This window comes from Cecembia rubra, assembly GCF_003014575.1.
Classification (GTDB): Bacteria; Bacteroidota; Bacteroidia; order Cytophagales; family Cyclobacteriaceae; genus Cecembia_A; species Cecembia_A rubra.
In genome coordinates, this window is sequence record NZ_PYGF01000011.1 from 1 (window position 1) to 25,257 (window position 25,257).

Annotated in this window: 25 protein-coding genes, 1 tRNA gene and 1 pseudogene; 19 read left to right on the forward strand and 8 right to left on the reverse strand. The window is 39.8% G+C overall.

Annotated elements, in window-relative coordinates:
• Positions 1-134 (forward strand): annotated as a pseudogene (locus tag CLV48_RS20940) (IS256 family transposase); the annotation flags it as partial.
• A 59-nt stretch (positions 135-193) separates the two neighbouring features.
• Here the strand turns inward: CLV48_RS20940 and CLV48_RS16355 are convergent.
• Positions 194-613, reverse strand: coding sequence for a hypothetical protein (locus CLV48_RS16355; RefSeq protein ID WP_106568372.1), 420 nt, complete (start codon positions 611-613; stop codon positions 194-196).
• A gap of 169 nt (positions 614-782) precedes the next feature.
• Here CLV48_RS16355 and CLV48_RS16360 point away from each other — a divergent pair, with 169 nt between their 5' ends.
• From CLV48_RS16360 to CLV48_RS16390, 8 genes are all read left to right on the forward strand, one after another.
• Positions 783-1,034 carry a hypothetical protein gene (locus CLV48_RS16360; RefSeq protein ID WP_010608984.1) on the forward strand — a complete coding sequence of 84 codons (252 nt, stop codon included), beginning with the start codon at positions 783-785 and terminating at the stop codon, positions 1,032-1,034.
• A gap of 538 nt (positions 1,035-1,572) precedes the next feature.
• Positions 1,573-2,868, forward strand: a complete 1,296-nt coding sequence (locus tag CLV48_RS16365) for a site-specific integrase (RefSeq protein ID WP_146140113.1) — start codon at positions 1,573-1,575, stop codon at positions 2,866-2,868.
• A 427-nt stretch (positions 2,869-3,295) separates the two neighbouring features.
• Positions 3,296-3,643: a hypothetical protein gene (locus tag CLV48_RS20395; protein ID WP_146140114.1), complete on the forward strand. Its 348-nt coding sequence runs from the start codon at positions 3,296-3,298 to the stop codon at positions 3,641-3,643.
• 74 nt (positions 3,644-3,717) lie between these two features.
• A complete protein-coding gene (locus CLV48_RS16375) occupies positions 3,718-4,005 on the forward strand; it encodes a helix-turn-helix domain-containing protein (RefSeq protein ID WP_106568375.1) in 288 nt (95 codons plus the stop codon).
• A gap of 4 nt (positions 4,006-4,009) precedes the next feature.
• Positions 4,010-4,180 (forward strand): hypothetical protein, encoded by a 171-nt coding sequence (locus tag CLV48_RS20590; RefSeq protein WP_170069043.1) that lies wholly within the window; start codon positions 4,010-4,012, stop codon positions 4,178-4,180.
• The gene (locus CLV48_RS16380) at positions 4,177-4,488 is read left to right on the forward strand and encodes a hypothetical protein (protein WP_106568376.1); all 312 of its coding nucleotides are present in this window, start codon (positions 4,177-4,179) and stop codon (positions 4,486-4,488) included. The genes CLV48_RS20590 and CLV48_RS16380 overlap by 4 nt, the downstream gene beginning before the upstream one ends.
• Before the next feature lie 65 nt (positions 4,489-4,553).
• Complete coding sequence (locus tag CLV48_RS16385) at positions 4,554-5,489, forward strand: phage/plasmid replication domain-containing protein (RefSeq protein WP_106568377.1); 936 nt, start codon at positions 4,554-4,556, stop codon at positions 5,487-5,489.
• 76 nt (positions 5,490-5,565) lie between these two features.
• The gene (locus CLV48_RS16390; RefSeq protein WP_106568378.1) at positions 5,566-5,868 is read left to right on the forward strand and encodes a DUF5681 domain-containing protein; all 303 of its coding nucleotides are present in this window, start codon (positions 5,566-5,568) and stop codon (positions 5,866-5,868) included.
• Between the two features lie 276 nt (positions 5,869-6,144).
• Here the strand turns inward: CLV48_RS16390 and CLV48_RS16400 are convergent.
• Positions 6,145-6,217 (reverse strand) — tRNA-Met (locus tag CLV48_RS16400).
• Positions 6,218-6,524: 307 nt separating this feature from the next.
• Here CLV48_RS16400 and era point away from each other — a divergent pair.
• The 4 genes from era to CLV48_RS16420 all read left to right on the forward strand — a co-directional run bounded on the left by era (position 6,525) and on the right by CLV48_RS16420 (position 9,704).
• Positions 6,525-7,415, forward strand: a complete 891-nt coding sequence (gene era / locus CLV48_RS16405; protein ID WP_106568484.1) for a GTPase Era — start codon at positions 6,525-6,527, stop codon at positions 7,413-7,415.
• Positions 7,416-7,427: 12 nt separating this feature from the next.
• Entirely contained in the window at positions 7,428-8,741 is a 1,314-nt protein-coding gene (gene der, locus CLV48_RS16410; RefSeq protein ID WP_106568380.1) for a ribosome biogenesis GTPase Der, read from the forward strand.
• Between the two features lie 80 nt (positions 8,742-8,821).
• Complete coding sequence (locus CLV48_RS16415) at positions 8,822-9,010, forward strand: hypothetical protein (RefSeq protein WP_106568381.1); 189 nt, start codon at positions 8,822-8,824, stop codon at positions 9,008-9,010.
• Between the two features lie 70 nt (positions 9,011-9,080).
• Positions 9,081-9,704 carry a SprT-like domain-containing protein gene (locus CLV48_RS16420; RefSeq protein WP_106568382.1) on the forward strand — a complete coding sequence of 208 codons (624 nt, stop codon included), beginning with the start codon at positions 9,081-9,083 and terminating at the stop codon, positions 9,702-9,704.
• Here the strand turns inward: CLV48_RS16420 and scpB are convergent.
• From scpB to CLV48_RS16435, 4 genes are all read right to left on the reverse strand, one after another.
• The gene (gene scpB, locus CLV48_RS16425) at positions 9,701-10,270 is read right to left on the reverse strand and encodes an SMC-Scp complex subunit ScpB (protein ID WP_106568485.1); all 570 of its coding nucleotides are present in this window, start codon (positions 10,268-10,270) and stop codon (positions 9,701-9,703) included. The two genes, CLV48_RS16420 and scpB, sit on opposite strands and share 4 nt — an antisense overlap.
• Position 10,271: 1 nt before the next feature.
• Positions 10,272-10,655: a TraR/DksA family transcriptional regulator gene (locus tag CLV48_RS16430; protein ID WP_106568486.1), complete on the reverse strand. Its 384-nt coding sequence runs from the start codon at positions 10,653-10,655 to the stop codon at positions 10,272-10,274.
• Between the two features lie 121 nt (positions 10,656-10,776).
• A complete protein-coding gene (locus CLV48_RS20595; protein WP_170069044.1) occupies positions 10,777-10,926 on the reverse strand; it encodes a hypothetical protein in 150 nt (49 codons plus the stop codon).
• Positions 10,927-10,994: 68 nt separating this feature from the next.
• Positions 10,995-14,333, reverse strand: coding sequence for a lamin tail domain-containing protein (locus tag CLV48_RS16435; protein ID WP_106568383.1), 3,339 nt, complete (start codon positions 14,331-14,333; stop codon positions 10,995-10,997).
• 181 nt (positions 14,334-14,514) lie between these two features.
• Here CLV48_RS16435 and CLV48_RS16440 point away from each other — a divergent pair, with 181 nt between their 5' ends.
• The 6 genes from CLV48_RS16440 (at position 14,515) to CLV48_RS16465 (ending at position 22,828) form a co-directional block, all read left to right on the forward strand.
• On the forward strand, positions 14,515-15,504 hold the full coding sequence (locus CLV48_RS16440; protein WP_106568487.1) for an aspartate-semialdehyde dehydrogenase: 990 nt from the start codon (positions 14,515-14,517) through the stop codon (positions 15,502-15,504).
• 32 nt (positions 15,505-15,536) lie between these two features.
• Positions 15,537-16,739 carry a THUMP-like domain-containing protein gene (locus CLV48_RS16445; protein ID WP_245889589.1) on the forward strand — a complete coding sequence of 401 codons (1,203 nt, stop codon included), beginning with the start codon at positions 15,537-15,539 and terminating at the stop codon, positions 16,737-16,739.
• A 63-nt stretch (positions 16,740-16,802) separates the two neighbouring features.
• A complete protein-coding gene (locus CLV48_RS16450) occupies positions 16,803-18,389 on the forward strand; it encodes a M1 family metallopeptidase (protein WP_106568384.1) in 1,587 nt (528 codons plus the stop codon).
• A gap of 213 nt (positions 18,390-18,602) precedes the next feature.
• A complete protein-coding gene (locus CLV48_RS16455; protein ID WP_106568385.1) occupies positions 18,603-19,835 on the forward strand; it encodes an MFS transporter in 1,233 nt (410 codons plus the stop codon).
• Positions 19,832-21,358: an alpha,alpha-trehalase TreF gene (gene treF, locus CLV48_RS16460; RefSeq protein WP_106568386.1), complete on the forward strand. Its 1,527-nt coding sequence runs from the start codon at positions 19,832-19,834 to the stop codon at positions 21,356-21,358. Before CLV48_RS16455 ends, treF begins: the two co-directional genes overlap by 4 nt.
• A 234-nt stretch (positions 21,359-21,592) precedes the next feature.
• Positions 21,593-22,828: a purple acid phosphatase family protein gene (locus CLV48_RS16465; protein ID WP_106568387.1), complete on the forward strand. Its 1,236-nt coding sequence runs from the start codon at positions 21,593-21,595 to the stop codon at positions 22,826-22,828.
• Here CLV48_RS16465 and CLV48_RS16470 read toward each other — a convergent pair.
• Both CLV48_RS16470 and CLV48_RS16475 read right to left on the reverse strand, forming a co-directional pair.
• Positions 22,825-24,300, reverse strand: coding sequence for a sodium:solute symporter family protein (locus tag CLV48_RS16470; RefSeq protein ID WP_106568388.1), 1,476 nt, complete (start codon positions 24,298-24,300; stop codon positions 22,825-22,827). The two genes, CLV48_RS16465 and CLV48_RS16470, sit on opposite strands and share 4 nt — an antisense overlap.
• A 7-nt stretch (positions 24,301-24,307) precedes the next feature.
• Positions 24,308-25,240 carry a dihydrodipicolinate synthase family protein gene (locus CLV48_RS16475; protein WP_106568389.1) on the reverse strand — a complete coding sequence of 311 codons (933 nt, stop codon included), beginning with the start codon at positions 25,238-25,240 and terminating at the stop codon, positions 24,308-24,310.
• Between the last annotated feature and the right edge of the window lie 17 nt (positions 25,241-25,257).

Consider the following 25,257-nt stretch of genomic DNA (forward strand, 5'->3'; position numbering starts at 1 on the left):
CTGTTATGAAGTCTGTTTTCCTCGCTTCAAGGGAAGCATCGAAAAAATGGACTATGCCCATTCGAGACTGGGGTACTATCCTTAACAGTTTCCTGCTTATATTTGGTGATAGGGTCAGGCTTCTTGAAACCTGACCATAAAATCATAATTTAAAGTTTACACACTTATCGGGATAGTGTCAAAATAATCAGCCCTATTTCAATTTATCTTCCAAGTCCTTTATGATTCGGTCTTTCAGGGAAATAATCCTTTCTTTTTCGTTGAGTTGCCTTTCAAGGGTAGCAATCACAAGTTTTAATGAATCTACTATTTCTTGGTGTTGATCTTTTTCTATAAAGCCATACGGTGAAGAATCTTCTTCAAGAAGTGATTTTTTTTCCTCATTGACCGACGTATTTAATAGCATTTCTCCTTTGCCTGTCATCAACCAAATGGGGTTAACCTCAGGATAATGCGAAACAAATAACTCCACCCATTTGGTTTGAATGTCTTTATCCCTTCCTATAGCTTTTGAGATTGTGCCATTTCCTGCCCCTATTTTTTGTTCTATTTTCCGAATACTTAGTCTGCATTTGCTAGCAAACTCTCCAATTCTGTCAATAATAGTCGACATGGTCAATAAAATTCTAAATTTAATTTCATTTTTTAGATTAAAATCTATATATTTCAAATATCATTACTCAATATAGATAAATAAAGACGGATAACAATCATATCAATTAAATGAAGGGCTTCAATAAATTCAAGCATCTATAATTATTTTCAACTTATTCTCAATAACTATGTGTCCTCCTGTATTTATTATCAACAATCAATTCGTTAACCCAAAATTTGGTTCAACCAACAATCATACTGTAGAAGAAGCAAGGGAATTGTTAAAGTTAGTTCTCAGAAAATGGGCGGAGAACCATGCGCAAATCTTTTCACTCCTAAACGAAGAGTGGGATGATGAAGAAGCCCAAGTGCAAGAACTTTTGAGGTTAAAAAAAGAGGCTGAAAAAATGCATGCTTTGGTAAAGGATAAAATCAAATGATAAGATAGCCAAGAGCATTAATTTTTATTAAAACTTGTTCCATGGTATTGTGTGGAAAGATTCGGAAAGAAAAAAATGGAAATTCTAATCCTAGGTTAATTGTAGTTTCTATTTAGGTATACATTATGGTTAAATATGGAGGAATTTGGCATTTGTTTTTCGTGAGAATTAATTAAAAAAAACACCGTTACCGGTATCCTTCGTAGTAGCTGGAACACCCGCCGGACTGTACCAATCGGTATGGGCGGGGGACTCGAACTGTATCCGCGGTGGCGGATATGAGCCCTCCATGGCATTGATGAAAAACAAAAAAGGATACCGTTTCCAGTATCCTTTGCAGTAGCGGGAACAGGGCTAAACACCCCGTTTTTTAAACTAACTTTATTTAATTTAAATACATTGAAAATCAGTTTTATATGAATTTTACTAATTAAGTAAGGATAAAAGAAATAAGAGTAAATTAAATAAAAGTGTCCCCCAAACTGTCCCCCGATTTTCTTTTGTGTATATTTGGGTATCCAATCAAAAGACAGAAATCATGGCAAAATTTAACTTTTACCTGAGGGAAAAGAAAAAGGATAGCGAAACCCCAATTTTATTATTTATCAGTTTCAATGGTCAAAGAGTAAAATACCCAACAGGTAAGACTATCCATCCCAAATTTTGGAATGAAGAAACCCAGCAAGCGAGACAGGTTAAAGACTTTCCAACGGCAAAGATTTTTAACAGCAACCTGAAATTTATTCAGGATACGGCTTTTAAAATTTTTGAGGATTTGACTTTTAGACTGGAAAGAAATCCTTTCCCGACTGAAATAAAAACAGAACTTGACAGGGAATTAAAAGACCTCCACCAAAACACCTCCACAGACCCCGAAAATAAGCCCACATTCATGGGGTTATTCAAAAGGTTTATCCATGAATCCGAACAGGGTTTAAGGCTTACAGCAAGCGGGAAAAGGTTTGATAAAAGGTCTATCCAAAAATACAATACAGTCTATGATAAATTGGAACAGTTCGGGAAAAGGTATCATTTGACCTTTGAAACCATTGACCAAAATTTTTACACCAAGTTTGTCAATTACCTAAACAAGGAAAAGTATTCCCTAAACAATGTTGGAAAGTACATACAGGTAATCAAGACCTTTTTGACCTATGCCACAGAAAACGGCTACAATACTAACATGTTTTTTCAATCAAGGCAGTTTAAAGCCCACAAAGTAGCGGGTTTTTCCATTTACCTAAATGAAAATGAAGTGAATGACCTTTACGAACTGGATTTAAGCAGTACACCCCATTTGGAGCGGGTTAGAGACCTTTTTATAGTGGGTTGCTGGACTGGATTAAGATTTTCAGATTTTACCAACATACAGCCCAAAAACATTGAAGGGGATTTTTTGAAAATCACTACATACAAAACAGGTGAAAAGGTAATTATCCCCATTCACAGGACTGTAAAAGAAATCATGGCAAAATACAAAGACAGGTATCCAAACAGTTTGCCCCCAGCCATAGCAAACCAAAAAATGAATGCCTACCTAAAGGACATTGCAAAACAGGTGGACAGCCTTAAAACAGGGGTGGAGGTTGAAGGAATAAAGGGAGGCTTGAAAGTGAATACCATTAAGCAAAAATGGGAACTTGTTACCACCCACACCGCCCGCCGATCCTTTGCCACCAACGTTTACAAAAGTGGTTTTCCCGCAATCAGTTTAATGAAAATCACAGGCCATAAGACTGAAAAGGCATTTTTACTATACATCAAAGTAACACCTGAGGAAAACGCCCAAAAGCTTTTGGAACATTGGAATAAATCGGTTTTAAAGGTTAGCTAAAATGGAACAGGAATTTTTGACCCTTAGGAGGATTGATTTTGAATTTTCAATCAACCTTAAAGATTTAGAAAAGACCAAATTCAAGTATTCAATTGGCACAAAATCAACCGATGAAAAAGAACAGCCCGAAATCATTTTTTGGGATTGGGGGACTTTAAAGAAAAGCTGGTTTTATCAAAAAGGCCATTATTGGAAAATTGAAACTGAAAAACCAATAATCAAATCAAGACAAGATTTGGGAATTGTGGAGGTGAAAAATAAGGTTTTCAAGATCATGGCTGGATGGATAGGTAAACAGGAAAATGATTTTAAAACCTCAATGAAAAGAATTAAGCATGTTCTAAAAGGTGGGAACAAACCGATCCCAGCCCAATGGACAGACATTTTTTTTGATTGGGCAAATACCCAAAATCAAGATGAAATTTCTTTGAATCAATTTCCCGAAATAACCCCTGAGGTAATTAATGATTGGGTTGAAAACAACTTACCTCCACATAATGAAATCATTAAAAACCATTCTCAAAAAACAAGGGTTGACTTAGAACCAAAATACAGGTTTTACATTATGAAGGAATTGGGAATGATTGACCCAAAGGGCATCTTTTTTAATGATAAATTATCCCTGAATGAAAGGGCTGATTTGTTATCAAAAGTTTTAGGATACAATTCAAGGGATTGCAAAGATTTATTGAATCGAAAAACAGAATTTGACCCTAAAAAGAAATCGGAAATTGATGACTTTTTGAGCGAATTAAAAAAAAAAAGGAAAATGTGAAAAAATAGTGGGGTTTTTACCATGCCCCCACTTTAACCCCCCAACTATAATTGTCCAAACTAAACAAAGTTATCATGGACAATTTAATCTTATCAACTTACAGCCCCGAGGAACTGACAGGGATCATCAATACAGCCGTGAAAGAGGCCGTAAAATCAATTCAGACCGCCCCACAGGAAAAGACAGGAGAAAAGCTTTTATCAAGGAAAGAAACGGCTGAAAAGCTTAAAATTTCGCTTGTCACCCTCAATGACTGGACAAAAAGGGGAATGCTAACATCCTACATTATTGGAGGCCGTGTTTTGTACAAAGAAAGTGAAATTGAAAAATCACTAAATCAAGTCAAGACTGTAAAATTCTAATCCGATGACAGCCCAAAAACAAACGGCACTAATCGGAACGAATCCAATTAATGCCATTCCCGCTTATGGTATCCAATCAAAAGCAGTATTCAAATGTACTCAATTTTTGGAATACCTATCCCAGCCTAATCTTGAAATCTTACTTTTTGCAGGGGTGGAGGCTTGCAACCTATGAAAGGGAAAAGAAATACCTCCGAAACTCAGTATCTATCATGGAAAGCCATTCAAAGAGGGCAATTAATCCCCAATGTTGCTGAAAGGGTTTATTCCTTTTTGATGGAAAACAGGCCAAATGAATACAGCGCAAAGGAACTGGAATCATTGATAGGTATAGAGGACACCACCCTAAGCCAGCCCCTTGTTAGGCTTCAAAAAACCAATCAAGTAGGTTTTGTAAAAGGACACCATGAGTTTTCAAAAAACAAGGTGAAAAAATACTATGCCAAAGACATGAATGATGACCCGCAACAAAAATTATTCTGACATGGCAAGTAAGAAAGGAATGCTTTATAGTAAGGTGCTTTTATTGATAAAAAAAGTCAATTGCCGTGTATGATACAGTTCATTTATGGATACCAAAAGACCAAGTTTGTGGAATTGATTTGGACAGGGTATCAAATCATTTAAAATCATTCACAGAACATCAAAAAAATGATGGTGAAAGGTACAAAAGTGGGCAATTGGGGAACAGCTTTAAGGTTTATATTTCAGAACAGGGAATTTCTTTGAAAGGTAGTTTGGCAAAGTTTCTTTTGTCGGACAATTTCCAAACCTTAAAAAGGTCTGAAAGTAAGACAGCCTTTGAAAAATTGGGGGATGAACTTGGTTTGCTTGTAAATCGGGCTAAAGTTAGCAGGATTGACTTTGCCCATAATTTCGAAATGAAATACAGGCCTGAAATTTATTACCCCTATTTAGGGGATTGTCAATACTTCAAACGGATTGCCCAACCAAATTCAGTCTATTGGACTAATAAAAACAGGACTAAGCTAGTTTACAATAAAGTACTAGAGGCCAAAACGAAAGGGGAAAGAATTTCAGGAGATTGGAAACAAAAAAATGTTCTGAGGTATGAAATGAGATATACCAAAAGGCTATGTGAGAACCTAAGACAACCTGAAATCTTTGCAAGTACCTTGTCAGATGAGAGGTTTTATAAGCGAATGGTAATCCATTGGATACAGGAATACAATTCTATTCATAAACTCAATGAAATCAATTTAAACTTTGATGCGATGAACAGCCCGAAAGATTTTATCAAACAATTGGCATTAATGAAAATCAAGGAAATTGGACAGCAAAAAGTACTGGAAATGGTGGAGGAAATGAGAGAGAAAGGAACATTTGACAAACCTGAATACTATTCAAGGTTGAAAAAAGAAATAAGGGAAATTTGTAAAATGCCTGAACAAACCAAATCAACCGAGTTGATTTTAGAACTGGATGAGAAAGTAAGACAGGTAATAAGTTCCCCTTATGGCTAATCTTGCAAAGAATGTGGAGGCATTAGATCAGTATTTGGAATTTCGTAATTTGTAAAAAACAAAAATTTACAAAACCATGGGTTTAAAGAAAGGACAAACCAACAATCCTAATGGGAGACCTAAAGGCTCAAAAAACAAAGCTAATGAAGCCATAAGGGATAAAATCCAATGTTTGTTTGAAGGAAATTTTGACAAAATCCAAACTGACATTGAAAAGCTTGACCCTAAGGATAGATTGAAATTTTTGACTGATTTAATGCCTTATTTAGTGCCAAAGCTTCAAAGTACCACATACACGAATGAAATTGATTGGGAAAACATCCCAGAGGATAAACTTGACCAACTGTTAAACAGGTATTCCGATGACAAAGACAGCTAAAATAAAATTATTGATTGCTTTTAAACAGGGTAAATTAACGGTGGAGGAACTGAAAGAATGCCTGACATTTGATAGCATCCCCCTTTTTATACTGAATGACAGAACCCCAAAAAATGAAACCGAAAAAAGGCAAATTGACCTATTCCAAAAGATTGGGGTTGAAATCATTTTGGTAAACATTGTTTCAAAAAACCAATCAATCTGATGCAAAGTGTCCCCCAAACTGTCCCCCAAAAAGAAAAAACCCCAAATACTTAACGTATAAGGGGTTCTAAGTAGCGGGAACAGGACTCGAACCTGTGACCTTCGGGTTATGAGCCCGACGAGCTACCAACTGCTCCATCCCGCGATATATTATTAATCAAATGATTTTCTAAATCTGACAGCCTTTGCTGAATTCGTGGTACAAAAGTAGGGTGTTTTTGGATATAAAACAAATCTGGGTTGAATATAATTTTTTTGAAAATGTACTGTTTTGTTGGTATGGGCTGAAAATTAGGTATTTATTGAAAATATTTTTTTGGCTTCACAAAACTATTAAAATCTGTTTTAAGGCCATTTTTTCAGTTGTTTTCCAAAGTTTATTTGGTTTGTTTTCATCTTTAAGCATTGTCTGTGGAAAAAATCAAGTACCTTTGCACAAAAAAATTGTAGTCATGACCGATAAAATACACAAAGCAGGATTCGTCAACATCATTGGCAAACCCAATGTGGGCAAATCCACGCTTATGAATGTGTTGATCGGTGAGAGACTTTCGATCATCTCCTCCAAAGCGCAGACCACAAGGCACCGCATCATGGGAATCATCAATGACGAGGACTATCAGATTGTGTTTTCTGATACCCCGGGCATGTTGAAACCCAAATATGAGCTTCATAAAAACATGATGGGCTTTGTGCATATGGCTCTGGAGGATGCAGATGTGATCCTTTTCGTAACCGATCTGTTTGAAACCGACGCGGAAATAGAAGACGTAATTGAAAAGATCAACCAATCAGGTGTTCCTGTACTCTTGGTCATCAACAAAATTGACCTGTCCAAGGAGAATCAATTGGAAGAAGTGACAGCTTATTGGACGCAGCGTATCAAAGCCGATACGGTGATCCCAATCTCTGCAACCGAAAGTTTCAACACCCAACGCATTCTTCAGGAAATCCTGGACAGGCTTCCCGAACATCCCCCATTTTATGATAAAGAAGAACTCACTGACAGGCCTGAGCGTTTCTTCGCCTCTGAGATAGTCCGTGAAAAAATCTTCCTCAATTACAAAAAAGAAATCCCTTACAGCACCGAAGTAGCGATCGAGGATTTTTATGAGGAGGAGAAAATCATCCGGATCCGTGCAGTGATCTATGTGGAACGCAATAGCCAAAAGGGTATCATCATCGGGGAAGGAGGCAAAGCCCTTAAGCGGGTAGGAATCCAGTCCAGGGAAGAAATGGAGAAGTTTTTCGGAAAGAAAATCTTTTTGGAAACTTTCGTGAAAGTGGCGGATGATTGGAGAAAAGACAAAAACAAGTTGAAAAAATTTGGTTACGACCAATAAGACAAGTGTACAATGGCAAATATAGTGGCAATAGTAGGTAGGCCCAACGTGGGGAAATCTACCTTTTTCAATAGATTGATTGAAGAGAGAAAAGCAATCGAGGACAACGTGTCCGGTGTAACCCGTGACCGTCATTATGGACATGCCCAATGGGGAGGTAAGTTTTTCTCAGTAGTTGATACCGGGGGTTATGTTACGGGTTCTGATGATGTGTTTGAGGCGGAAATCCGCAAGCAGGTAAAACTGGCCATTGAAGAGGCCAGTGTGATTCTTTTTGTAGTGGATTGTTTGGACGGTCTGACAGACCTGGACAAAGAATTTGCCAATGAGCTCCGCAGTACCAAAAAACCGATATTTATCGTAGCCAACAAGGCAGATAGCCCAGAAAAGGCTCTTTTATCAGCTGAATTTTATGGTTTAGGTTTAGGGGATAATGAAGTGTTTCCTATCGCAGCTGTTAGTGGAAGCGGAACAGGAGACCTGTTGGATGAAGTCATCAAGCATTTCCCGGATTCAGGTGAAGAAGATCCGGATGAGGGAATCCCAAAAATAGCCATCTTGGGAAGACCAAATGTAGGAAAATCCTCATTTTTGAACGCCCTACTGGGTAAAGAGAGATTAATCGTTACCGATGAGGCTGGTACCACCAGGGATGCTATCCATACCAGATACAAACTTTACGGCAAAGATTTTATCATTACCGATACGGCGGGAATCCGAAAGAAGGCCAAGGTCAAGGAAGATATTGAATTCTATTCCGTCATGCGTTCATTGAGAACCCTAGAGGACTCCGATGTACTGATCATCATGGTGGACGCAACCAGAGGATTTGAATCCCAGGACATGAACCTCATCAATCTGGGCATCAAAAATAACAAGGGCATTATGATCATGGTCAATAAATGGGATTTGATTGAAAAAGATCACAAGACCATGGATACTATCAAGAAAGACATGCTGGAGAAGTTGGGTGAAAACAGATGGATTCCCATCATCTTTACCTCAGTGCTTACCAAACAGCGGATTTTCCAGGCCATTGAACTGGCAGTGAGGGTATTTGAAAACAAAACCAGAAAAGTGCCTACCTCCAAACTCAATGAGCTGATTCTTCCGGAAATTGAAAATTATCCTCCTCCGGCAAACAAAGGGAAGTACATTAAAATCAAATATATTACCCAATTACCGACCAAAAACCCGGTTTTTGCGTTCTTCTGTAACTTGCCACAATATATTAAAGAGCCTTACACTAGGTTTCTGGAGAACAGGCTGAGGGAAAACTTTGATTTTGAGGGAGTACCGATAAAAATTACTTACAAGAAAAAGTAAAAAAAATCAACGTAACCCCTTGACAAGAATAAAATTCTGTTTAATTTTGCACGCTTAATTTAAGAAACAAACCAAACATCATGAAAAAGGTATTTGCATTATTCGCTATCACTGGTATGTTGTTCGCATCTGCTTGCGGAAACAAAGAAGTATCTGAAGAAGCTACTGAAGAAATCGAAGTGATCATCGAAGAAACTGAAGAAGTTACAGACGAGACTGAAGAAGTTATCGAGGAAACTGAAGAAGTTGAAGAAGTAGTTGAAGGTTAATCCTAACTTCTTAAAAAAATTGAGGCTGTCCATAATTGGTCAGCCTCTTTTTTTTTAATTTGTGGCAGGAATGAGCCATCAAGAAGAACAGTTTTTAAATGCTTTCAAGAAACACCTGCCTGAAGAGGCTGTGATGTATTGTTATCAGCTTTGGAAGCAACAGCCTTTCAATTTCTTTATTACTAAAAGCAGGGCTTCGAAGTTGGGAGATTTCCGATACCGACAGGACAGGAAAATTCAGACCATAACGATCAATTTTAACCTTAGCTCCTATCAGTTTTTGATCACCTATATCCATGAGGTAGCCCATTACAGGGCTTTTGAGAAATATGGACTAAGAATCAAGCCCCATGGTGCTGAATGGAAGAAGACCTTTCGGGAATTGATGCTACCTGTCCTTTCAGATAAAGTATTTCCCAAAGATATTTACCTGGCATTATTGCTACATATGAAAAACCCTAAGGCCAGTACCGGAGGAGATCTATTTTTGGCTAAAACATTGAAGACTTATGATGCCAAATCCACAACCGATACTTCACTTTTGCTGGATTTGTCATTGGGGGAACTTTTTATCCTTCAAGGTAGAAAATTCAGAAAAGACCATGTGAGAAGGACAAGGGTCCTTTGCGAAGAGATTTCTACAGGAAAAAAGTACCTCATCTCTGCCCATGCTGAAGTTAAAAAAGCATATTAAGAAAGCTGGTCTTTTTCTTCTCCTATTTGATTGGTCTCAGAACTAAAGTCCTTTGGTTGTGGAAGATCCCCAAGGTTGTTGATACCAAAATACTCCATGAACTTGTCGCTGGTTCCATACAACATGGGTTTCCCCACACTGTCAGATTTGCCTTTGATTACTATCAGCTCTTTTTCCAATAATTTTTGGATAGAATAATCGCAGCTTACACCCCGGATCTGTTCGACTTCAGTTTTGGTTACAGGCTGTTTATAGGCAATTATAGAAAGTGTCTCCAGTTGGGCAGTGGAAAGCCTTTTCTGTGACTGCTGCCTCAAAAGTATAGAAATACTGCTCTGAAAAGCTGGCTTGGTCAAAAACTGATATCCTCCTCCCAAATGTTCCAGTGCAAATGAAAAATCGTCATGACCGTATTTTTCCTGAAGCGCTAAAATTGCATCGAGAATATGCTCTTTTGGCACCTCAGATTCAAACATCTCCGTCAGGCATTTTTGGATCTCATCCAGACCTAACGGAGACGGTGAACAGAAAATTAAAGCTTCAATGTGTTTGTGTAGAAATTCCAATTTATTTCTTTGCAAGTTTAGCTTCTATGGAATGCATGGTATGGGGCACAGCCTTTAAGCGATCTTTGGCGATCAATTTGCCGGTATCTACACAAACGCCATAAGTACCATTTTTGATCCTGATGAGCGCATTCTCCAAGTTGATGATAAATTTCTGCTGTCTTGCAGCTAACTGGCTCAAACTCTCCCTTTCCAGTGTATCTGCACCGTCTTCCAAAAGCTTAGAGGTTGAGGCCGTAAAGTCTGTTCCGCTATCGTTTTTCTTACTAAGTGTTTCTTTAAGTGAAGTGAGTTCTTGTTTGGCAACAGCCAGTTTTTGAAGGATAATTTCTTCGAATTCCTTTAATTCCTCTGGGGAATAAGCAGTTTTTTCTTCTTGGCTCATGACAATAATTTTTAAGGTTAAAATCCTCCAATCCATTCGACTGATTGAAAAGTTCCCTAAAATAAGGGTAGCATTTTAATTTGCAAAAATAAAAAACCGCCTGGAGAGCGGTTTTTTTCTGTTAGCTGATGCTGTTCAATCTTTTGAGAAGTAATTTTTCATCCAATATTAGCTTATGCTTGATACTTAGATAGCGTTGGATGACTTTAAGATCTTTTCCTTTTTCAATGAAATAGGTTTTCAGGGTCTGGGTGATCAGGTCTTTGGACATAGGAATAAGGGTTTAATCATGAGGATGTAGTACAATATACTAAAAATCTGCATATTATGTTTGGTCTGTCATAAATTTGTTCCGACAACGGCTGTATTTTTAATCCTCATAATTGTTCCGTCCAGGTCATAAATTTCGGCCAAAACAATGTAATGGCCCGGTCTTACTTTTCTTCCTTGTATGTCTGTTCCATCCCAGAGAAAAAATCCTTCTTCCCCCAATACAGCATTCTGACATATTTCTCTGATTAATGAACCGTTAACAGCATAGATTCGGATGTTGGCAGTCTTTCCCCCGTTTTCCATTTTATAGCTGATGGTCACAAATGCTGATTGTCCTGGTATGTCAGGTGCAAATACTTTTGGGTGGATGGAAATTCCTAGTCCTTGATGCCCTTCAAAGGCTTGTGAATTTCTTGTTCCGGGAGTTGCAAATCCTGATGATGCGGAGGCAGATTGCCAGTTGTTAGGATCATTCACAGCCTTAAAAGGCGATAACCTTTCCAAAGATACACCCCTCCTTTCTCTTAACAGAGGATGATGCATGCGCTCATGATATGAGAAAGTTTCAATGATATCCTCTGTAGGGTTGAGAAGCACCACATTGCCACTGGTAATGGGATAACTTGGCAAACTGCTATATTGGATAAAACTGCTCCTGTTTCCTTTGGGGTATTCTTGGTGAAGTTTTTCTGAATCGGTTGTGAAAACCAAAAAACTGTAAGGTTCGATGATAAAATCATCAGAAAAAAGGATCCGCCTATTGGCTATTTGCTGAGAGCTGTTATGGTTCGCAAGTTTCCAGTCTTTCAGATTGAGGAATTTGTCAGACCTGTTGTACACCTCTACAAATTTTGGTGCATTGACCCTGGCATTAAAAAGCACCTCATTGATAACTAAGTCGCCTGCTGTGGCAACGCTTGGTCTGACCACCCAAACTATTTCTCCTTCGCCTATCAAATTGCCAAGGCAATCCCTCAAATTTTTAAACTTCAGGTTATACTTTTTCCCTTCCTGAAGTTCCTCATTGAACTCTATCCATAACTGATCAGGCGAAGGTCCCGGTGACATCCTTGAAATTTCCAGCCGGGGAACAACTTCAACAGGAAAGTTAATAGTATTAGGATTGAGGATTTTTGAAAAAGTTAAAAGTACTTGCCTGTTCCCAAGCCAACTGCTTTTAACAAATTTTGGACCGCTGAGGTCAGATACGGTGGCGTAAACTGAATTTTTTTTACCGGGTGTTCCTCTTTTCTCATGTTGTGATGATTTAATGTTACCTGGTAGATTGCAGGAGAGATAAGGATTGACAATTTCCAGACTAAATCCTCCCTGTGCAAAGGAGCTTCCTCCAAAGGATGCTGTGGTGTAATTGAGACTATCCAGCACCAGCCCTTGACTGTTTAGGAGCTTTACTTGATCAGCTGAATTGAGAAGGGTAGGCCAGTTGGTCAGGCCCACAACTTCTCCAAAAGGAGCTAAATCGGATATCCTTGCCCTAGGACATAGTAGCAGATAGGATTTAGGTCCAATTACTGCGGAAGGTAAGGTTGTGGTTCTACGGGAGTTGGCCAGTTGCAAGCCCCCCAGATAAATACTTTTGTCAGTAGTGTTGTAAAGTTCCACATATTCTACGTTGGGTAGGGGGTTACCTGCCCTTGGAGCAGGCATGACTTCATTGATGACAATTTCTTTAAAACCTAGTCCTTGACTTATTTCAAATTCAAAAGCAAAGTCTAAGTCTTCGGAATAGTTTCCTGAAAGGTCCACAGCTTTTTTTACTCTAAGAGTATAGTTCCTGCCATTTTCAAATTCGAAAGGGAAGCTGAGCAAAGCGGAACTATTGTTGTTCTGTAAGATTATTTGGTTGGGATTACTTTCATCGATCAGGTAGTTTTCGGGAACCACCATAAAAGCAGGATCAAGTGGCTCCGAAAATACTGCAAGCAATTTATTTCTGTCCACGGGTTGTACTTGTACCAGTTCAGGAGCTGTCCTGTCCCAAAAGAATTCCCTTTTGGAAGCGTGTATGGGAAATCCCCTTGCACTTTTTCTATGGGGAAGTAAAAGGTTGTACACAGGACCTTCTTCAAATGGTACTTTAAAAATCAATTGAATCCTTGAGGAAATGGGAAATTGAACTTCAAAGGATAGCTCTTCTACATCTTCAATTTTGAAACCATCAGCCAAAACTGAATTGGGGTCAATGTCAATTTCATGTATGATCTCAATTCTGTCCTGCTCTATAAGAAATAGATCATCAATAAAATCACGGTAGAAAAAGGATCTCCGCATTGGGACTTCCCCGCTATTTAGTTCCTTATCAATTATGCCTTTTGTCTCAAACACCAAAAGTGTGTTCAGGTTAAATTCATTCGAAAAAGTCAAAAGGACCTGATATCCGTTTTCCAAAACATCTATGGAGATCGGCGATTGATTTCCAAGAAGAAAATTGCCCGTTTGGCTCACTGATGATTCCAAAAATTCCTGGCTGAAACTGACCAGGAGTTGGTCAGGACGGACAATTAATAACGCTCCAATATCGATCTTTGAATTATCAACCTGAACTGTGATGATGGGTGTGACAGTCCCATTTTTGTCTCTCAGATTTTCTAATTGGACGGAAAGGATCCCTTTCGGAAATGGTTCATTGGAGTGTAAAAAGAGTAAAGTGTCAGCGGGAAAAACCAGCTCAATATTATTAGATCCTTGAATCCTGATTTGGGATTGTTCAGGAGGAAAAATGCCTTTATCCAAATGCAATGCCAATCGGTATGGATCCATAAGGTAAGCTGACCGTATAGCCACTGGGTCGACAACCTCTTCTCCATTGTAAATCCCGAAGTCATCCATAAAAAACCTGGCCGCCGAACCAGTTCCTGGCCCATAAAGGACCTGTATTCTTATAAAAACCTTTTCTTCCTCATGGAGAGTAAGCGGTAAAGGGATTTCATATAGTCTGTATTCAGTATTTTGGTTGGGAAAACTTGATGCCTCTCCAACAGGCAAAGTATAATCCCATTGCTCAAATCCAGACTTTGAAAAGGATATATTAACTAAAGCTGGTCTAGATCCGGTTCCATTTTGGCTGGTTTTTGCAAAAAATGCAATTTTTGGGGAAATAAAGTTCTGTGGATGAAAATGCGTATAAATTTCCCCAGCAAAAGAACTTATTGCCTGCACTCCCAGTGACCTGGAGCCAAACCTTCCTTCTGAATTGGACTGAAATACCCTTGCGGCCGTACTCCTGACTTCATTTGCGGACCAATCCGGTAAAAACTCCTGAGGATGGTCCACAATCCTAAAACTGCTTTCAAAGTCCTGGACTTGGCCAAAAGCCTTATTTTGGTAAAGCAATACCAGCAAGCCAATAGCAATGCAAATCTTTTTTAAAAAAACGCCAAACATGCTTTTAATTTAAGCATGAGCCATCCGTTATTCGGATTTTATCCGTTTAACCGATTTTTTTTCAAATCTTTTCAAAAAAATGACCACCTATTTGAAAATTAAGTAATTAAATGTGTTAAGAGTATCTTTTTTGGGAATTCTTGCCTTACCTTTGCGGTTCAATTCTAAAAAAAACAGTATAATGAAACTAGCCGTTGTAGGAGCTACCGGATTGGTAGGCTCAGAAATCCTCGAAGTGCTGGATGAGCACAACTTTCCATTTGATGAATTACTCTTGGTAGCCAGTGAAAGGTCTGCAGGTAAAAAGATGACTTTCAAGGGTAAGGAATACACAGTGATAGGATTGAAACAGGCTGTTTCTGAGAAGCCGGACATCGCTATTTTCTCTGCTGGAGGAAGTACTTCTCTGGAGTGGGCGCCGCAGTTTGCTGAAGTGGGCACCGTTGTTATCGATAACTCCTCAGCTTGGAGAATGGATCCCACCAAAAAACTGGTTGTACCGGAAATCAATGCTAAAGAATTAAAGGGTGAAGACAAGATCATAGCCAATCCAAATTGTTCTACCATTCAAATGGTTTTGGCATTGAATAAACTCCGTGAGAGATATGGTATCAAAAGGATTGTTGTTTCTACCTATCAATCTGTGACCGGTACCGGAAAGGCAGCAGTGGATCAGATGATGGCTGAAAGGGCAGGACAACCAGCAGATATGGTATATCCTCACAAAATCGATTTGAATATACTTCCTCATATTGATGTTTTCCAACCCAATGGTTATACCAAGGAGGAAATGAAAATGATCAATGAGACCAAAAAGATTTTTGGTGATGATAGCATTCAGGTGACAGCTACCACAGTAAGGGTACCAACCATTGGAGGTCATTCTGAATCAGCCAACGTAGAATTTAAGCAGGACTTTGACTTAGAAGAAGTAAGAAAAATCCTTTCTGAGACACCAGGTGTAGTCTTGCAGGATGATCCTGCCAACAATGTTTATCCTATGCCACTTACGGCCCATAAAAAGGATGAGGTATTTGTAGGTAGGTTGAGAAGGGATGAATCCCAGCCAAATACCCTGAACATGTGGATTGTGGCCGATAACTTGAGAAAAGGAGCAGCAACCAATGCCGTGCAGATTGCTGAATATTTGGTAGAGCACAGGTTGGTTTAAATTGTCAAAATTAGCCCTTTGCAAAGTAAAACGTGAATACAAAATTGGATATTGCTAAAATCAATACCGATACATTCAAACAATTTGTGCAGGATCACCTTGAAGGGGATCCTGCACTCCTTTTTATGCGGCTTAGGGATAAAGTGAATTTTGACTTAAGTCTGGCCATCAATCAAATAGAGGCCAGAAGAAAAGCCCTTAAAAAACTTCCCAATTGGTCCGGAAATTTTGACCTTTTTTTTCCTTCTGGACTTTCCGTCGAACAGGCATCATCTGAGGAAACAGCCGAATTCAAATCGGAATTGGTAAAAGGTGAAACCATGAATGACCTTACAGGAGGATTTGGGGTGGACACTTATTTTCTCTCCAGGAATTTCAAAAAAGCCACTTATTGTGAGCGTAATGAAGAGCTGGTGGATATATTCAGGTACAATATGGAGGTCCTAGATGAACATAAGTTCCGGATTCAGCAAGGGGATGGAATTGAGATTCTTAGGGGAACCTCGGAAATTTTTGACCTCATTTTTGTTGATCCGGCCCGAAGGGGTGGCCAAAATCAAAAGCTTTATAAACTTTCAGATTGCGAACCTGATATAGTGGCTAATTGGGAGCTCATCCGATCAAAAACTAGATCAGTGTTGGTAAAGGCCTCACCCATGATGGATATCAAACAGTCCCTTCAGGAATTACCGGATATACAACAAGTTTGGGTCGTTTCTGTCAAAAATGAAGTGAAGGAAGTGTTACTTTTTTGGGAAAAAGATAAGAAAATAGATGAAATAGCAATCCATTGTGTGGACCTACGACCGGAAGGAAGACAGGAATTTGATTTTTCATTTGAAAAAGAGGCCTCTGCTGAAAGTACTTTTTCAGAAGTGAAGTCTTATATCATTGAACCCATGGCCGGTATATTGAAGGCAGGTGGTTTCAAATATTTTGGGCAGGAATATGGCCTTAAAAAATTACATCCCAACAGTCACCTTTACACTACAGACGGTTATTTGGAGGGGATTCCGGGAAGGGTTTTCGAGCTGATCAGTGAATTGCATCAGCCTAAAAAAGAACTCAAATCACTTTTCCCTAAAGGTCAGGTAAATGTAATTGCCAGGAACTTTGCCCTTTCTGCCGAAGAAATCAAAAATAAATTTAGGCTCAAAGATGGAGGAAATGACTTTTTGATCTGCACCAAAGTTGGGGAGAAATACCGCTTTTTTCATTGCCGAAAAATGCTTTAGACTTCTCTGCAAGTAAGAAGGAATTGCTTATCTTTTCAAAGTTTTACCATGCTTTCCGGTACGATGAAGAGAACACTGATCCTTTTATTGACATTTCTTGCTTCCTTTCAGGGCTTTGCTCAAATCCAAAAAAACTGGAACTGGGGAGGTCCACTTGACCCTCTTCAGCAAAAATACCAGGTAATGCATTATCAATTGGAGCTGGAGTTATTTCCGGAAGAGCAGGAAATCCATGGAAAGAATAGAATCACTTTTCAGACGGAAGAAAAGCTGGACACCTTAAGACTTAACCTCATAGAGGAATACCAAGTCCTGAAAGTAATCATGAACGGAGAGGAAGTGGCCTTTAGCCATAAGGGAGATATTTTGGATATTTACCCTGCAGATTGCACTTGTGAGGAAGTGGAGGTGTATTACGGTGGGAAAACGCCCATTGCCATTAGGCCTCCCTGGACCGGAGGTTTTACTTGGGAATTGGATGAACTCGGGAATCATTGGATGGGGTTGTCTTCTCAGAATGAGGGAGCTAAAATATTTATGCCTTGCCTCGACCATCCTTCAAGTGAGCCTCTCAAGGGTGTTGACCTGATTTTTACAGCAACTCAACCATATTTCGTAGCTTCTAATGGCAGGTTGGTCAGTACCCAGGAGCGAAATGGAAAAATAACCTACCATTGGAGTACCCGATACCCAATCAATAATTATAATATCAATTTTACACTAGGTGTATTCCACGAGGAGTCAACAAGTTTTAAAAGTGTTGACGGAAAAGAAATCCCGATGCATGTATGGGTGCTTCAGCAAAACAAGAGTAAAGCTTTGGAATTACTTGAGGTATTGAAAACTTCTACGGCAACCCTTGAATATTATTTTGGTCCATATCCTTTTCCTGATGACAAAATTGCAGTGGTGGAAACCCCTTATCTTGGGATGGAACATCAGACTATCAATGCTTACGGCAATAATTTCCAATTTGAGAAAATTGGAAACACAACTTTTGATTGGCTCTTGCATCATGAATTGGGACATGAATGGTTCGGAAATAAAATTTCTGTTAAAGACTGGGCGGATTTTTGGATCCATGAAGGTTTGACTGCCTATGGAGATTGGCTTTTTTACCTGAAACATGGAGGAGAGGAGGCCTATCTCGATAAAGTAGCCTCAGTAAAATCAAATATAAGAAACCTCAGGCCGGTAGTGTCCCCTCGGAATTCCAATTCAGATTTTGCTTATCACCCTGAGATTTACACCAAGGGGGCATTTATCATTCATTCCCTCAGGTATTATGTTGGGGATGAACTCTTTTTCCCTATGTTGAAAGCTTTTGTTTCTGATGAAAGATTTACCTATGAAAATCTAGTGGAAACAAGTGATTTTACAAGTTTTGCGCAGGACTTTACCGATATTGACCTACAGGGCTTTTTTGACCTATACCTTAAAACTGTTAGGCTTCCGAATGTTAAAGTGAAGAAAAAAGGAAAAAAAGGATATCAGGTAAGTGCTACTAACATTTCATTCAATATGCCAGTTGAAATCAGAACATCCAATGGGTATGAACGCCATGTTATTTCTTCCAAACCTATCTTGGTAAAGAGTGAAGGGCCTATAGAGGTTGACCCGCGTGGCTGGTATTTAATGGTTAAGAAATGATTGGGAAGCCGAGTGTTGAAAAGTGTGAAGTTTCAGCCAAAAGGGTTCAATCCGCTTATTGCCTCTTTCTTGAAGTAGGAAGTAAAACACAAGTCAGATAGATTATCCATTAATACAATGTAGGGAATAGAAGGATTGGATTTGGCAATTTTTAAATTATTGGCCAAATTGAATTCCAGTTGTTTTTAAGATTTCATAACAATTAAACTTCAGATGACTTCAAGAGCATTGATAAGGCTTTCATTGATTGTCAATTACATGGTTTTTGCGGTGTTGCTCAATTCAGTGGGAGCTGTGATCCTCCAGGTACAGCGCAGCTTTGATGTCAGCAAGGCAGAAGCTTCGGTTCTTGAAGGATTCAAAGATCTTCCCATTGCTGTTTTTTCTTTTATAGTAGCCTCCATGTTGCCCAAGATCGGGCTAAAAAGAGGGATGTTGGCTGTGTTATTTTTGGTTGCAGCCATTTGCTTTATCATGCCTTTGACAGCTGACCAATTCTGGTATTTCAAGATGCTGTTTGCCGCAGTAGGGATTTCTTTTGCGGTGATCAAGGTTTCGGTTTTCGCCATGATAGGTTTAGTGACTTCCAATGCCAAAGAGCACAGCAGCCTGATGAGTACCATAGAAGGATTCTTTATGGTGGGGGTGCTGTTGGGCAATATTTTCTTTTCCCTTTTTGTCAGTGATATTGACCCGGGTTCTAGAGATTGGCTGAACGTTTATTGGTATCTTGGAGCAATGAGTTTGGCAGCGGCCCTTCTACTGTTCTTTGCCAAAATCAATGAATCTGAGTCCAAAAGGGAGGAAACCAACACTTGGGAGGAATTTTTGGAAATGCTTAAATTGGTCATCAGGCCTCTTGTTTTGGTCTTTGCAGCTTCGGCTTTTCTATTTGTTCTGATTGAGCAAAGCTTTATGACCTGGACACCTACTTTTTATCAGGATGTACTGATGGTTCCTGCCAGTATGAGCATTCAGGCAGGGGCTGTTTTAGCAGGAGCTTTAGCAGTAGGACGTTTATTGGCGGGGATAGTACTCAAGCGGGTACATTGGTTGACCTTCACCCTGATTTGTACCATTTTGGTAGGTGTCTGTGTACTTCTAACCCTGCCATTGACAAACAGTCTCCCCGAGTCAGTGGAGACCATTACCTGGTTCAATGCGCCATTTGTTGTGTACTTATTTCCGATTTTGGGGATATTTCTGGCGCCGATTTATCCTACGATCAATTCGGTAGTCTTAAGTGCTTTGCCGAAATATATGCAAAGTTCCATGTCCGGACTGATTGTGGTATTTTCGGCTTTGGGCGGCACTACGGGATCCATCATCACAGGCCATATCTTTGAGGCTTATGGAGGTACCAATGCATTCTATTTCTCTTTATTGCCCATTGCCCTGCTCTGCTTGGTTTTGGTATTGTTAAACAGACAGGTTAAGCTATCATGAGTTTACATCAATTTACTCCTCCGGAAGAACTGTATTGGGAACTATTTGATGCCGTGCAGATGAGCGGGATTTTTCCTGATTCCAAAACATTTGTTGATTGCATACCAAAAAGGCCGGCCAAAGATATTTTGTTGGATTATTATGAGGAATCCAAAGTGAAGGCATTTGATCTGCTGGAGTTTGTAAAAGCCAATTTTCACCTGCCTCCAGATCCAAAGCCTTTAGATATACCCCAAAACCTTCCTTTAGAAGAAAGGCTTCATCTTCAATGGGAGTTGCTCAGAAGAGATCCGGACCCTGAAATCCAGGATTCTAGCCTTTTGGCCTTACCCCATCCTTATATTGTACCAGGAGGTAGGTTCAGGGAAATTTATTATTGGGACAGCTATTTTACTATGTTGGGACTGAAGGTCTCAGGAAAAACATATCTAATTGAGTCCATGGTGGCTAATTTTGCCCACCTGATCAATACCGTGGGGCATATCCCTAATGGCAACAGGACCTATTTCCTTTCCAGGTCACAACCTCCTTTTTTTGCCAAAATGGTCGAATTGCTGGCTGAGTCGAAGCAGGATGAGGGAATTTTGGAAAAGTATATTCCAGAAATGCTCATGGAATACCTGTTTTGGGTGGAAGGGGATACGGAATTGTATTTACCTGGAAAAAGGTACAAAAGAGTGGTAAGACTGGATGAGGATGCCTTTTTAAACAGGTATTTTGATGATGAAGATACGCCTCGTCCAGAGTCATTTCAAGAAGATATTCACCTGGCCCAAAGAACCACCCGCTTTCCGTATAAAGTATACAGGAATCTACGGGCAGCATGCGAGTCCGGTTGGGATTTCAGTTCAAGATGGTGCTATGACCCCTTAGACCTGCGGACAATCCAGACTACAGCCATTATTCCCGTGGATTTGAATGTATTGCTCTCCGAAACAGAGCGGATTTTGATTTATGCCAATAAGATGGTGGGAAATGAAAAATTGGCTTCCAATCTGGAAAAAAACAGGAGAAACAGGATTGAAGGGATCAACAGGTACTGTTGGGATGAGAAAAAAGGCATTTATCTGGATTTTCACATCAAATTCAAAGAATTTGTAGACCGCCCTTCTTTGGCAATGTTGTTTCCATTATGGGCAGGAACAGCAGATGCGCATCAGGCAGGAAAAGTAATCAAATATGTAGAACAAAAGCTCCTCAAGCCCGGAGGTTTGGTCACTACGAATTACAATTCCGGACAACAATGGGATGCACCCAATGGTTGGGCGCCCCTACAGTGGATAGGTTTCGAAGCTTTTTGGAATTATGGAAGAAGGGATCTGGCTTTGGAACTTGCCAATAGATGGACTGGCTTAAATGAAAAAGTTTATGAAAGGACAGGGAAGATGATGGAAAAATATAATGTGGAGGACCTGAGTCTAGAAGCAGGAGGAGGGGAGTACCCAGTTCAGGATGGTTTTGGTTGGACAAATGGCGTGTATTTGGCTCTTAAAGAAAAATTGAAGTCAAACTCAAAGTCATAAATTTCGTTTTAAACCATTGACCCTGTTCAATACAAAACAAGTTTCCAAAACCGTCAACATGAGTACTTAATAATTGAGGAAATTGTACAGAAATGATAATGACAAAATTACGCGTCATGCTGATTCGCTATAGGTGGAGAAGCATTTCCTCTATTTTAGGAGAACCCTCGAATTGCTCAGGGTGACGAGTTCAGCAAAGTAATCTGTCAATTGGTAATAAAAGAAAATCTCATTATGAATAAACTTATCCTAAGCAGTTTCACCCTTATATTCTTTGTTTTTACGGCAGTAAGCCAGGCACAAAATGCCCCCTATGCCTTTTACCTTACCTGGAATCAAGACCCTACTACCTCGATGGTGGTGGATTGGCATTCGGACGGTTTGCAGTCACAGCAGCTGAATATCAGGAGGAAAGGCACAGCGAATTGGAGTCAGATGGAAAGTGACGTGCTTCCTTATCCTTTTTCAGAAAGGGTGGTACACAGGGTATCATTATTGAATTTGAGACCAGATACCGCCTATGAAATTCAGTTTCCAGGTTCCAATGAAGTGTACTATTTCAGCACAATGCCTTCCAACCTGAATGAAAAGTCCATTAAAATTGCTATTGGCGGAGATGCAATGCACCGTAAAGAATGGTTTGAAAAGACCAATAGAGTTGTGTCCTTTTTTGAACCGGACTTCGTGATCATTGGTGGAGATATGGCTTATGAAAATGGCATAGCTGAAAATATTCAAAGGATATATGACTGGTTTGAAGGTTATTCCAATACCTTAATAACGGCTGACAATCGGATTCTACCCTGTGTCGTAGCCATAGGCAATCACGAAGTAGTAGGTGGATACTACAGCAGAAATCCAGGTTATGAACAAAACAACTCCTTTAGAAAGAGAATAGCCCCTTATTTTTATGGTTTATTTGCCTTTCCCGGGCAGCCAGGATACAATGTCCTTGACTTTGGGGATTACCTCAGTTTGATTATTTTGGATACAGAGCATTCCAATCCTATTCCTGGTGTACAGACCCAATGGCTGGCAAAAACGCTTGAAGAGAGAACACATGTATTGCACCGTATCCCAATTTATCATGTTCCGGGATTTCCTTCAGTGAGAAATTATGAAGACATTACCCAGACTATGGTCAGGGAACATTGGGTGCCACTGTTTGAGAAAAGCGGGGTCAGAATAGCATTTGAAAACCATGACCATGCCTATAAAAGGACATACCCTATCCGTAACCTGCAAAGGGACCAATCCGGCGTCATTTATGTGGGTGATGGTTCTTGGGGGGTCGGAGAAAGACCAATCCATGATGTGGAAAATACTTGGTATTTGAAAAGAGCCCAATCCGTAAAAGCTTTTACCCTGTTGACCTTGGAAGGGCCACAGTTCAATTTGATTTCTGTGGATGAAAATGGGAGGATTATTGACTCTTATCCAGAAAGCCCGCTCCCTTATCGAAGTCATTAAGATTGAGTACTTTTAGTACTCATTAATAATCCTGCAAAAAAACCACTTAAAACAATAGCCATTGTTCCTAGGATAATGGCTAAATTTTTATGTAGCCGAGGTAATGGAATATTTGGGAAAAATTCGCAAAGACTGATCCAGCTAATAACCATTAAACCAAGAATAACGCCGAAAATGGCGGGCCCTCGAGGAGCAGAAAAATTGAAAAAACTCAAAAGAAACAGTCCCAGAATTCCTCCACTGAAAATGGAGGCCAAGGCCCACCAGGCATCAAGGGCGCTTTCCACCCCATTAAAGGCCAAAGCTACCCCAATACTGATCAACCCAACTAAAGTAGAACTCAGGTAGAGTACTTTGACTGCGGCTTTATCTGTGATTTTTGGGTTCACATATTTCTTCACATGGTCCTCCAAAATCACAGTGGCAGAACTATTGATGGAGGTGGAAAGGGTACTCATCCCGGCAGCAAAAAGGGCTGCTACCAATAGTCCGGTGATTCCTTGGGGAAGTGAATGAACAATGAAATAAGGAAAAACCTTATCTCCTTCTTTGGCAATTTCCAAAGGAAGGCTTCCGGCATTCTCCTGGTAAAAAACAAATAGTCCAGTGCCTATCATAAAAAATAGAAGGGAAACTGGAATATATAGCAAAGCCCCAAAGGCGGCGGATTTTTGCGCTTCCAGTGTATTTTTTGCACCCAAGTACCTTTGGATATAACTTTGATCTACACCAAAATTCTGTAGGTTGATAAATAATCCATATAACAACACCATCCAAAAGCTGCTTTCTGTCCAGTTCCAAGCATAAGGGCCTAGAGAAAATTTACCTTGTTTACTTCCTTCTTCTAAATATTGAGGCAGACCTTGGGGCAAGTCTGATAGGATCACGAAAAAACAAAGCAAAGCACCTGCAATTAATACTATGCCCTGCACCGCATCCGTCCAGACTACCGCTTCAATGCCCCCTGCTACGGCATAGACCATCACTCCAAATCCGGTAGCTACGATAATAACAGGGATGCTCCAGCCAAGAAGTACGTGCATGGGCAAGGCCAGAAGGTACAAGATGGCACCCATCCTTGCCAATTGGGTGAGGAGATAGCAAACAGAGGCGTAGATCCTTGCCCAAAGCCCAAAGCGCTCTTCAAAATAGGAATAAGCTGATGGGCTCTGGAGTTTTCTGTAAAGTGGAACAAAAAATAGCAAAGCAAAAACGGTAGCAATAGGAATGGATAAGCTGAAAACAAAGGAGTTCCAATTGCCTTGGTAAGCATTTCCAGGAAGGGCCAAGAAACTGATGCTGCTTACATAAGTTGCAAAAATTGACATCCCCAAAGTCCATGATGGCAATCTACCCTTCCCGGTGATATATTCCAGACTGGTTCTTTTTTTGAAGTAGAATGAAATCCCAAAACCTAATATTCCCGATAAATAGATGAAGAAAATGAGAAGGTCTAGGAAGGGAAGTTGCATGTAGATTTCAGATAGCTTTGATCTTTCGAATGATGGACTGCATGTCTTGCTGTATGGCCATCTGAACGGTGGCCGGTGCAGCTAAAAGTGGTCTGGACAAATGGGGTTGGCAAATTCCCAGGAAACTCAAAGCCTGCTTCATTCCCTGAAAATAACTGTAACTCTTTTTTCCGGCTCCATAAATCTTACTGGAAATTTCCATGATAATAGGCTGAATCACTTGAATCGTGTCCCAGTCTTTCGCCTTTGCTGCTTCATAAAGACGGACATATAATTCGGGAAATAAATTAGCACCTCCATTGACTCCGCCATCAGCACCTGCAATTACTGATTGGACCATGATTTCTTCTGGTCCTGGTAATACAGAAAATTCCGGTTTTTCAGATTTGATTTCCAAAAGCTTCTCAAGATATACCCCATTTCCTGAACTGTCTTTGATGCCGATGATGTTGGGATGTGCTGCCAAGGCTTTCACAGTTCCTACTTCCAGATGACATTTGGTCATGTTCGGGTAATTATACAAGAATAGGGGTAACTCGCATTGATCTGCCAAAAGGGAGAAATAGTTGTATAAATCTTCCTGATCCAAATGGAAAAAGAAGGGAGACAATGCAACCACAGCAGTAGCTCCTTCGGACCTGGCTATCTGGGCCAATTCTAAACTTACATCCATGCAGGGATCACTGATGCCTACCATTACAGGTTTTTCATTATTGGCATATTGGCAGGTGTTTTTGATTAAATTCTTTCTCAGGTCTACCTTCAAACTTGGTGTTTCTCCGGTAGTTCCCAAAATAAAAATACCATGTACACCCCCATCTATCAGGTGTCTTGTAATGGTTTCAATTCCCTTTAGGTCCAGTTTACCTGACTCTAGTAAAGGCGTCACTGTCGGTACTATGATTCCTTCTATCTTTGGTAATAGGTTTGTTGCTTTCATTGATGTAATTTAAAAAA

Bases quoted from the DNA above. Each gene is read 5' to 3' on its own strand.
- CLV48_RS16355 (WP_106568372.1), bottom strand. From the start codon at position 613: ATGTCGACTATTATTGACAGAATTGGAGAGTTTGCTAGCAAATGCAGA.
- CLV48_RS16360 (WP_010608984.1), top strand. From the start codon at position 783: ATGTGTCCTCCTGTATTTATTATCAACAATCAATTCGTTAACCCAAAA.
- CLV48_RS16365 (WP_146140113.1), top strand. From the start codon at position 1,573: ATGGCAAAATTTAACTTTTACCTGAGGGAAAAGAAAAAGGATAGCGAA.
- CLV48_RS16375 (WP_106568375.1), top strand. From the start codon at position 3,718: ATGGACAATTTAATCTTATCAACTTACAGCCCCGAGGAACTGACAGGG.
- CLV48_RS20590 (WP_170069043.1), top strand. From the start codon at position 4,010: ATGACAGCCCAAAAACAAACGGCACTAATCGGAACGAATCCAATTAAT.
- CLV48_RS16380 (WP_106568376.1), top strand. From the start codon at position 4,177: ATGAAAGGGAAAAGAAATACCTCCGAAACTCAGTATCTATCATGGAAA.
- CLV48_RS16390 (WP_106568378.1), top strand. From the start codon at position 5,566: ATGGGTTTAAAGAAAGGACAAACCAACAATCCTAATGGGAGACCTAAA.
- era (WP_106568484.1), top strand. From the start codon at position 6,525: ATGACCGATAAAATACACAAAGCAGGATTCGTCAACATCATTGGCAAA.
- der (WP_106568380.1), top strand. From the start codon at position 7,428: ATGGCAAATATAGTGGCAATAGTAGGTAGGCCCAACGTGGGGAAATCT.
- CLV48_RS16415 (WP_106568381.1), top strand. From the start codon at position 8,822: ATGAAAAAGGTATTTGCATTATTCGCTATCACTGGTATGTTGTTCGCA.
- CLV48_RS16420 (WP_106568382.1), top strand. From the start codon at position 9,081: ATGAGCCATCAAGAAGAACAGTTTTTAAATGCTTTCAAGAAACACCTG.
- CLV48_RS16430 (WP_106568486.1), bottom strand. From the start codon at position 10,655: ATGAGCCAAGAAGAAAAAACTGCTTATTCCCCAGAGGAATTAAAGGAA.
- CLV48_RS20595 (WP_170069044.1), bottom strand. From the start codon at position 10,926: ATGTCCAAAGACCTGATCACCCAGACCCTGAAAACCTATTTCATTGAA.
- CLV48_RS16435 (WP_106568383.1), bottom strand. From the start codon at position 14,333: ATGTTTGGCGTTTTTTTAAAAAAGATTTGCATTGCTATTGGCTTGCTG.
- CLV48_RS16440 (WP_106568487.1), top strand. From the start codon at position 14,515: ATGAAACTAGCCGTTGTAGGAGCTACCGGATTGGTAGGCTCAGAAATC.
- CLV48_RS16450 (WP_106568384.1), top strand. From the start codon at position 16,803: ATGAAGAGAACACTGATCCTTTTATTGACATTTCTTGCTTCCTTTCAG.
- CLV48_RS16455 (WP_106568385.1), top strand. From the start codon at position 18,603: ATGACTTCAAGAGCATTGATAAGGCTTTCATTGATTGTCAATTACATG.
- treF (WP_106568386.1), top strand. From the start codon at position 19,832: ATGAGTTTACATCAATTTACTCCTCCGGAAGAACTGTATTGGGAACTA.
- CLV48_RS16465 (WP_106568387.1), top strand. From the start codon at position 21,593: ATGAATAAACTTATCCTAAGCAGTTTCACCCTTATATTCTTTGTTTTT.
- CLV48_RS16470 (WP_106568388.1), bottom strand. From the start codon at position 24,300: ATGCAACTTCCCTTCCTAGACCTTCTCATTTTCTTCATCTATTTATCG.
- CLV48_RS16475 (WP_106568389.1), bottom strand. From the start codon at position 25,240: ATGAAAGCAACAAACCTATTACCAAAGATAGAAGGAATCATAGTACCG.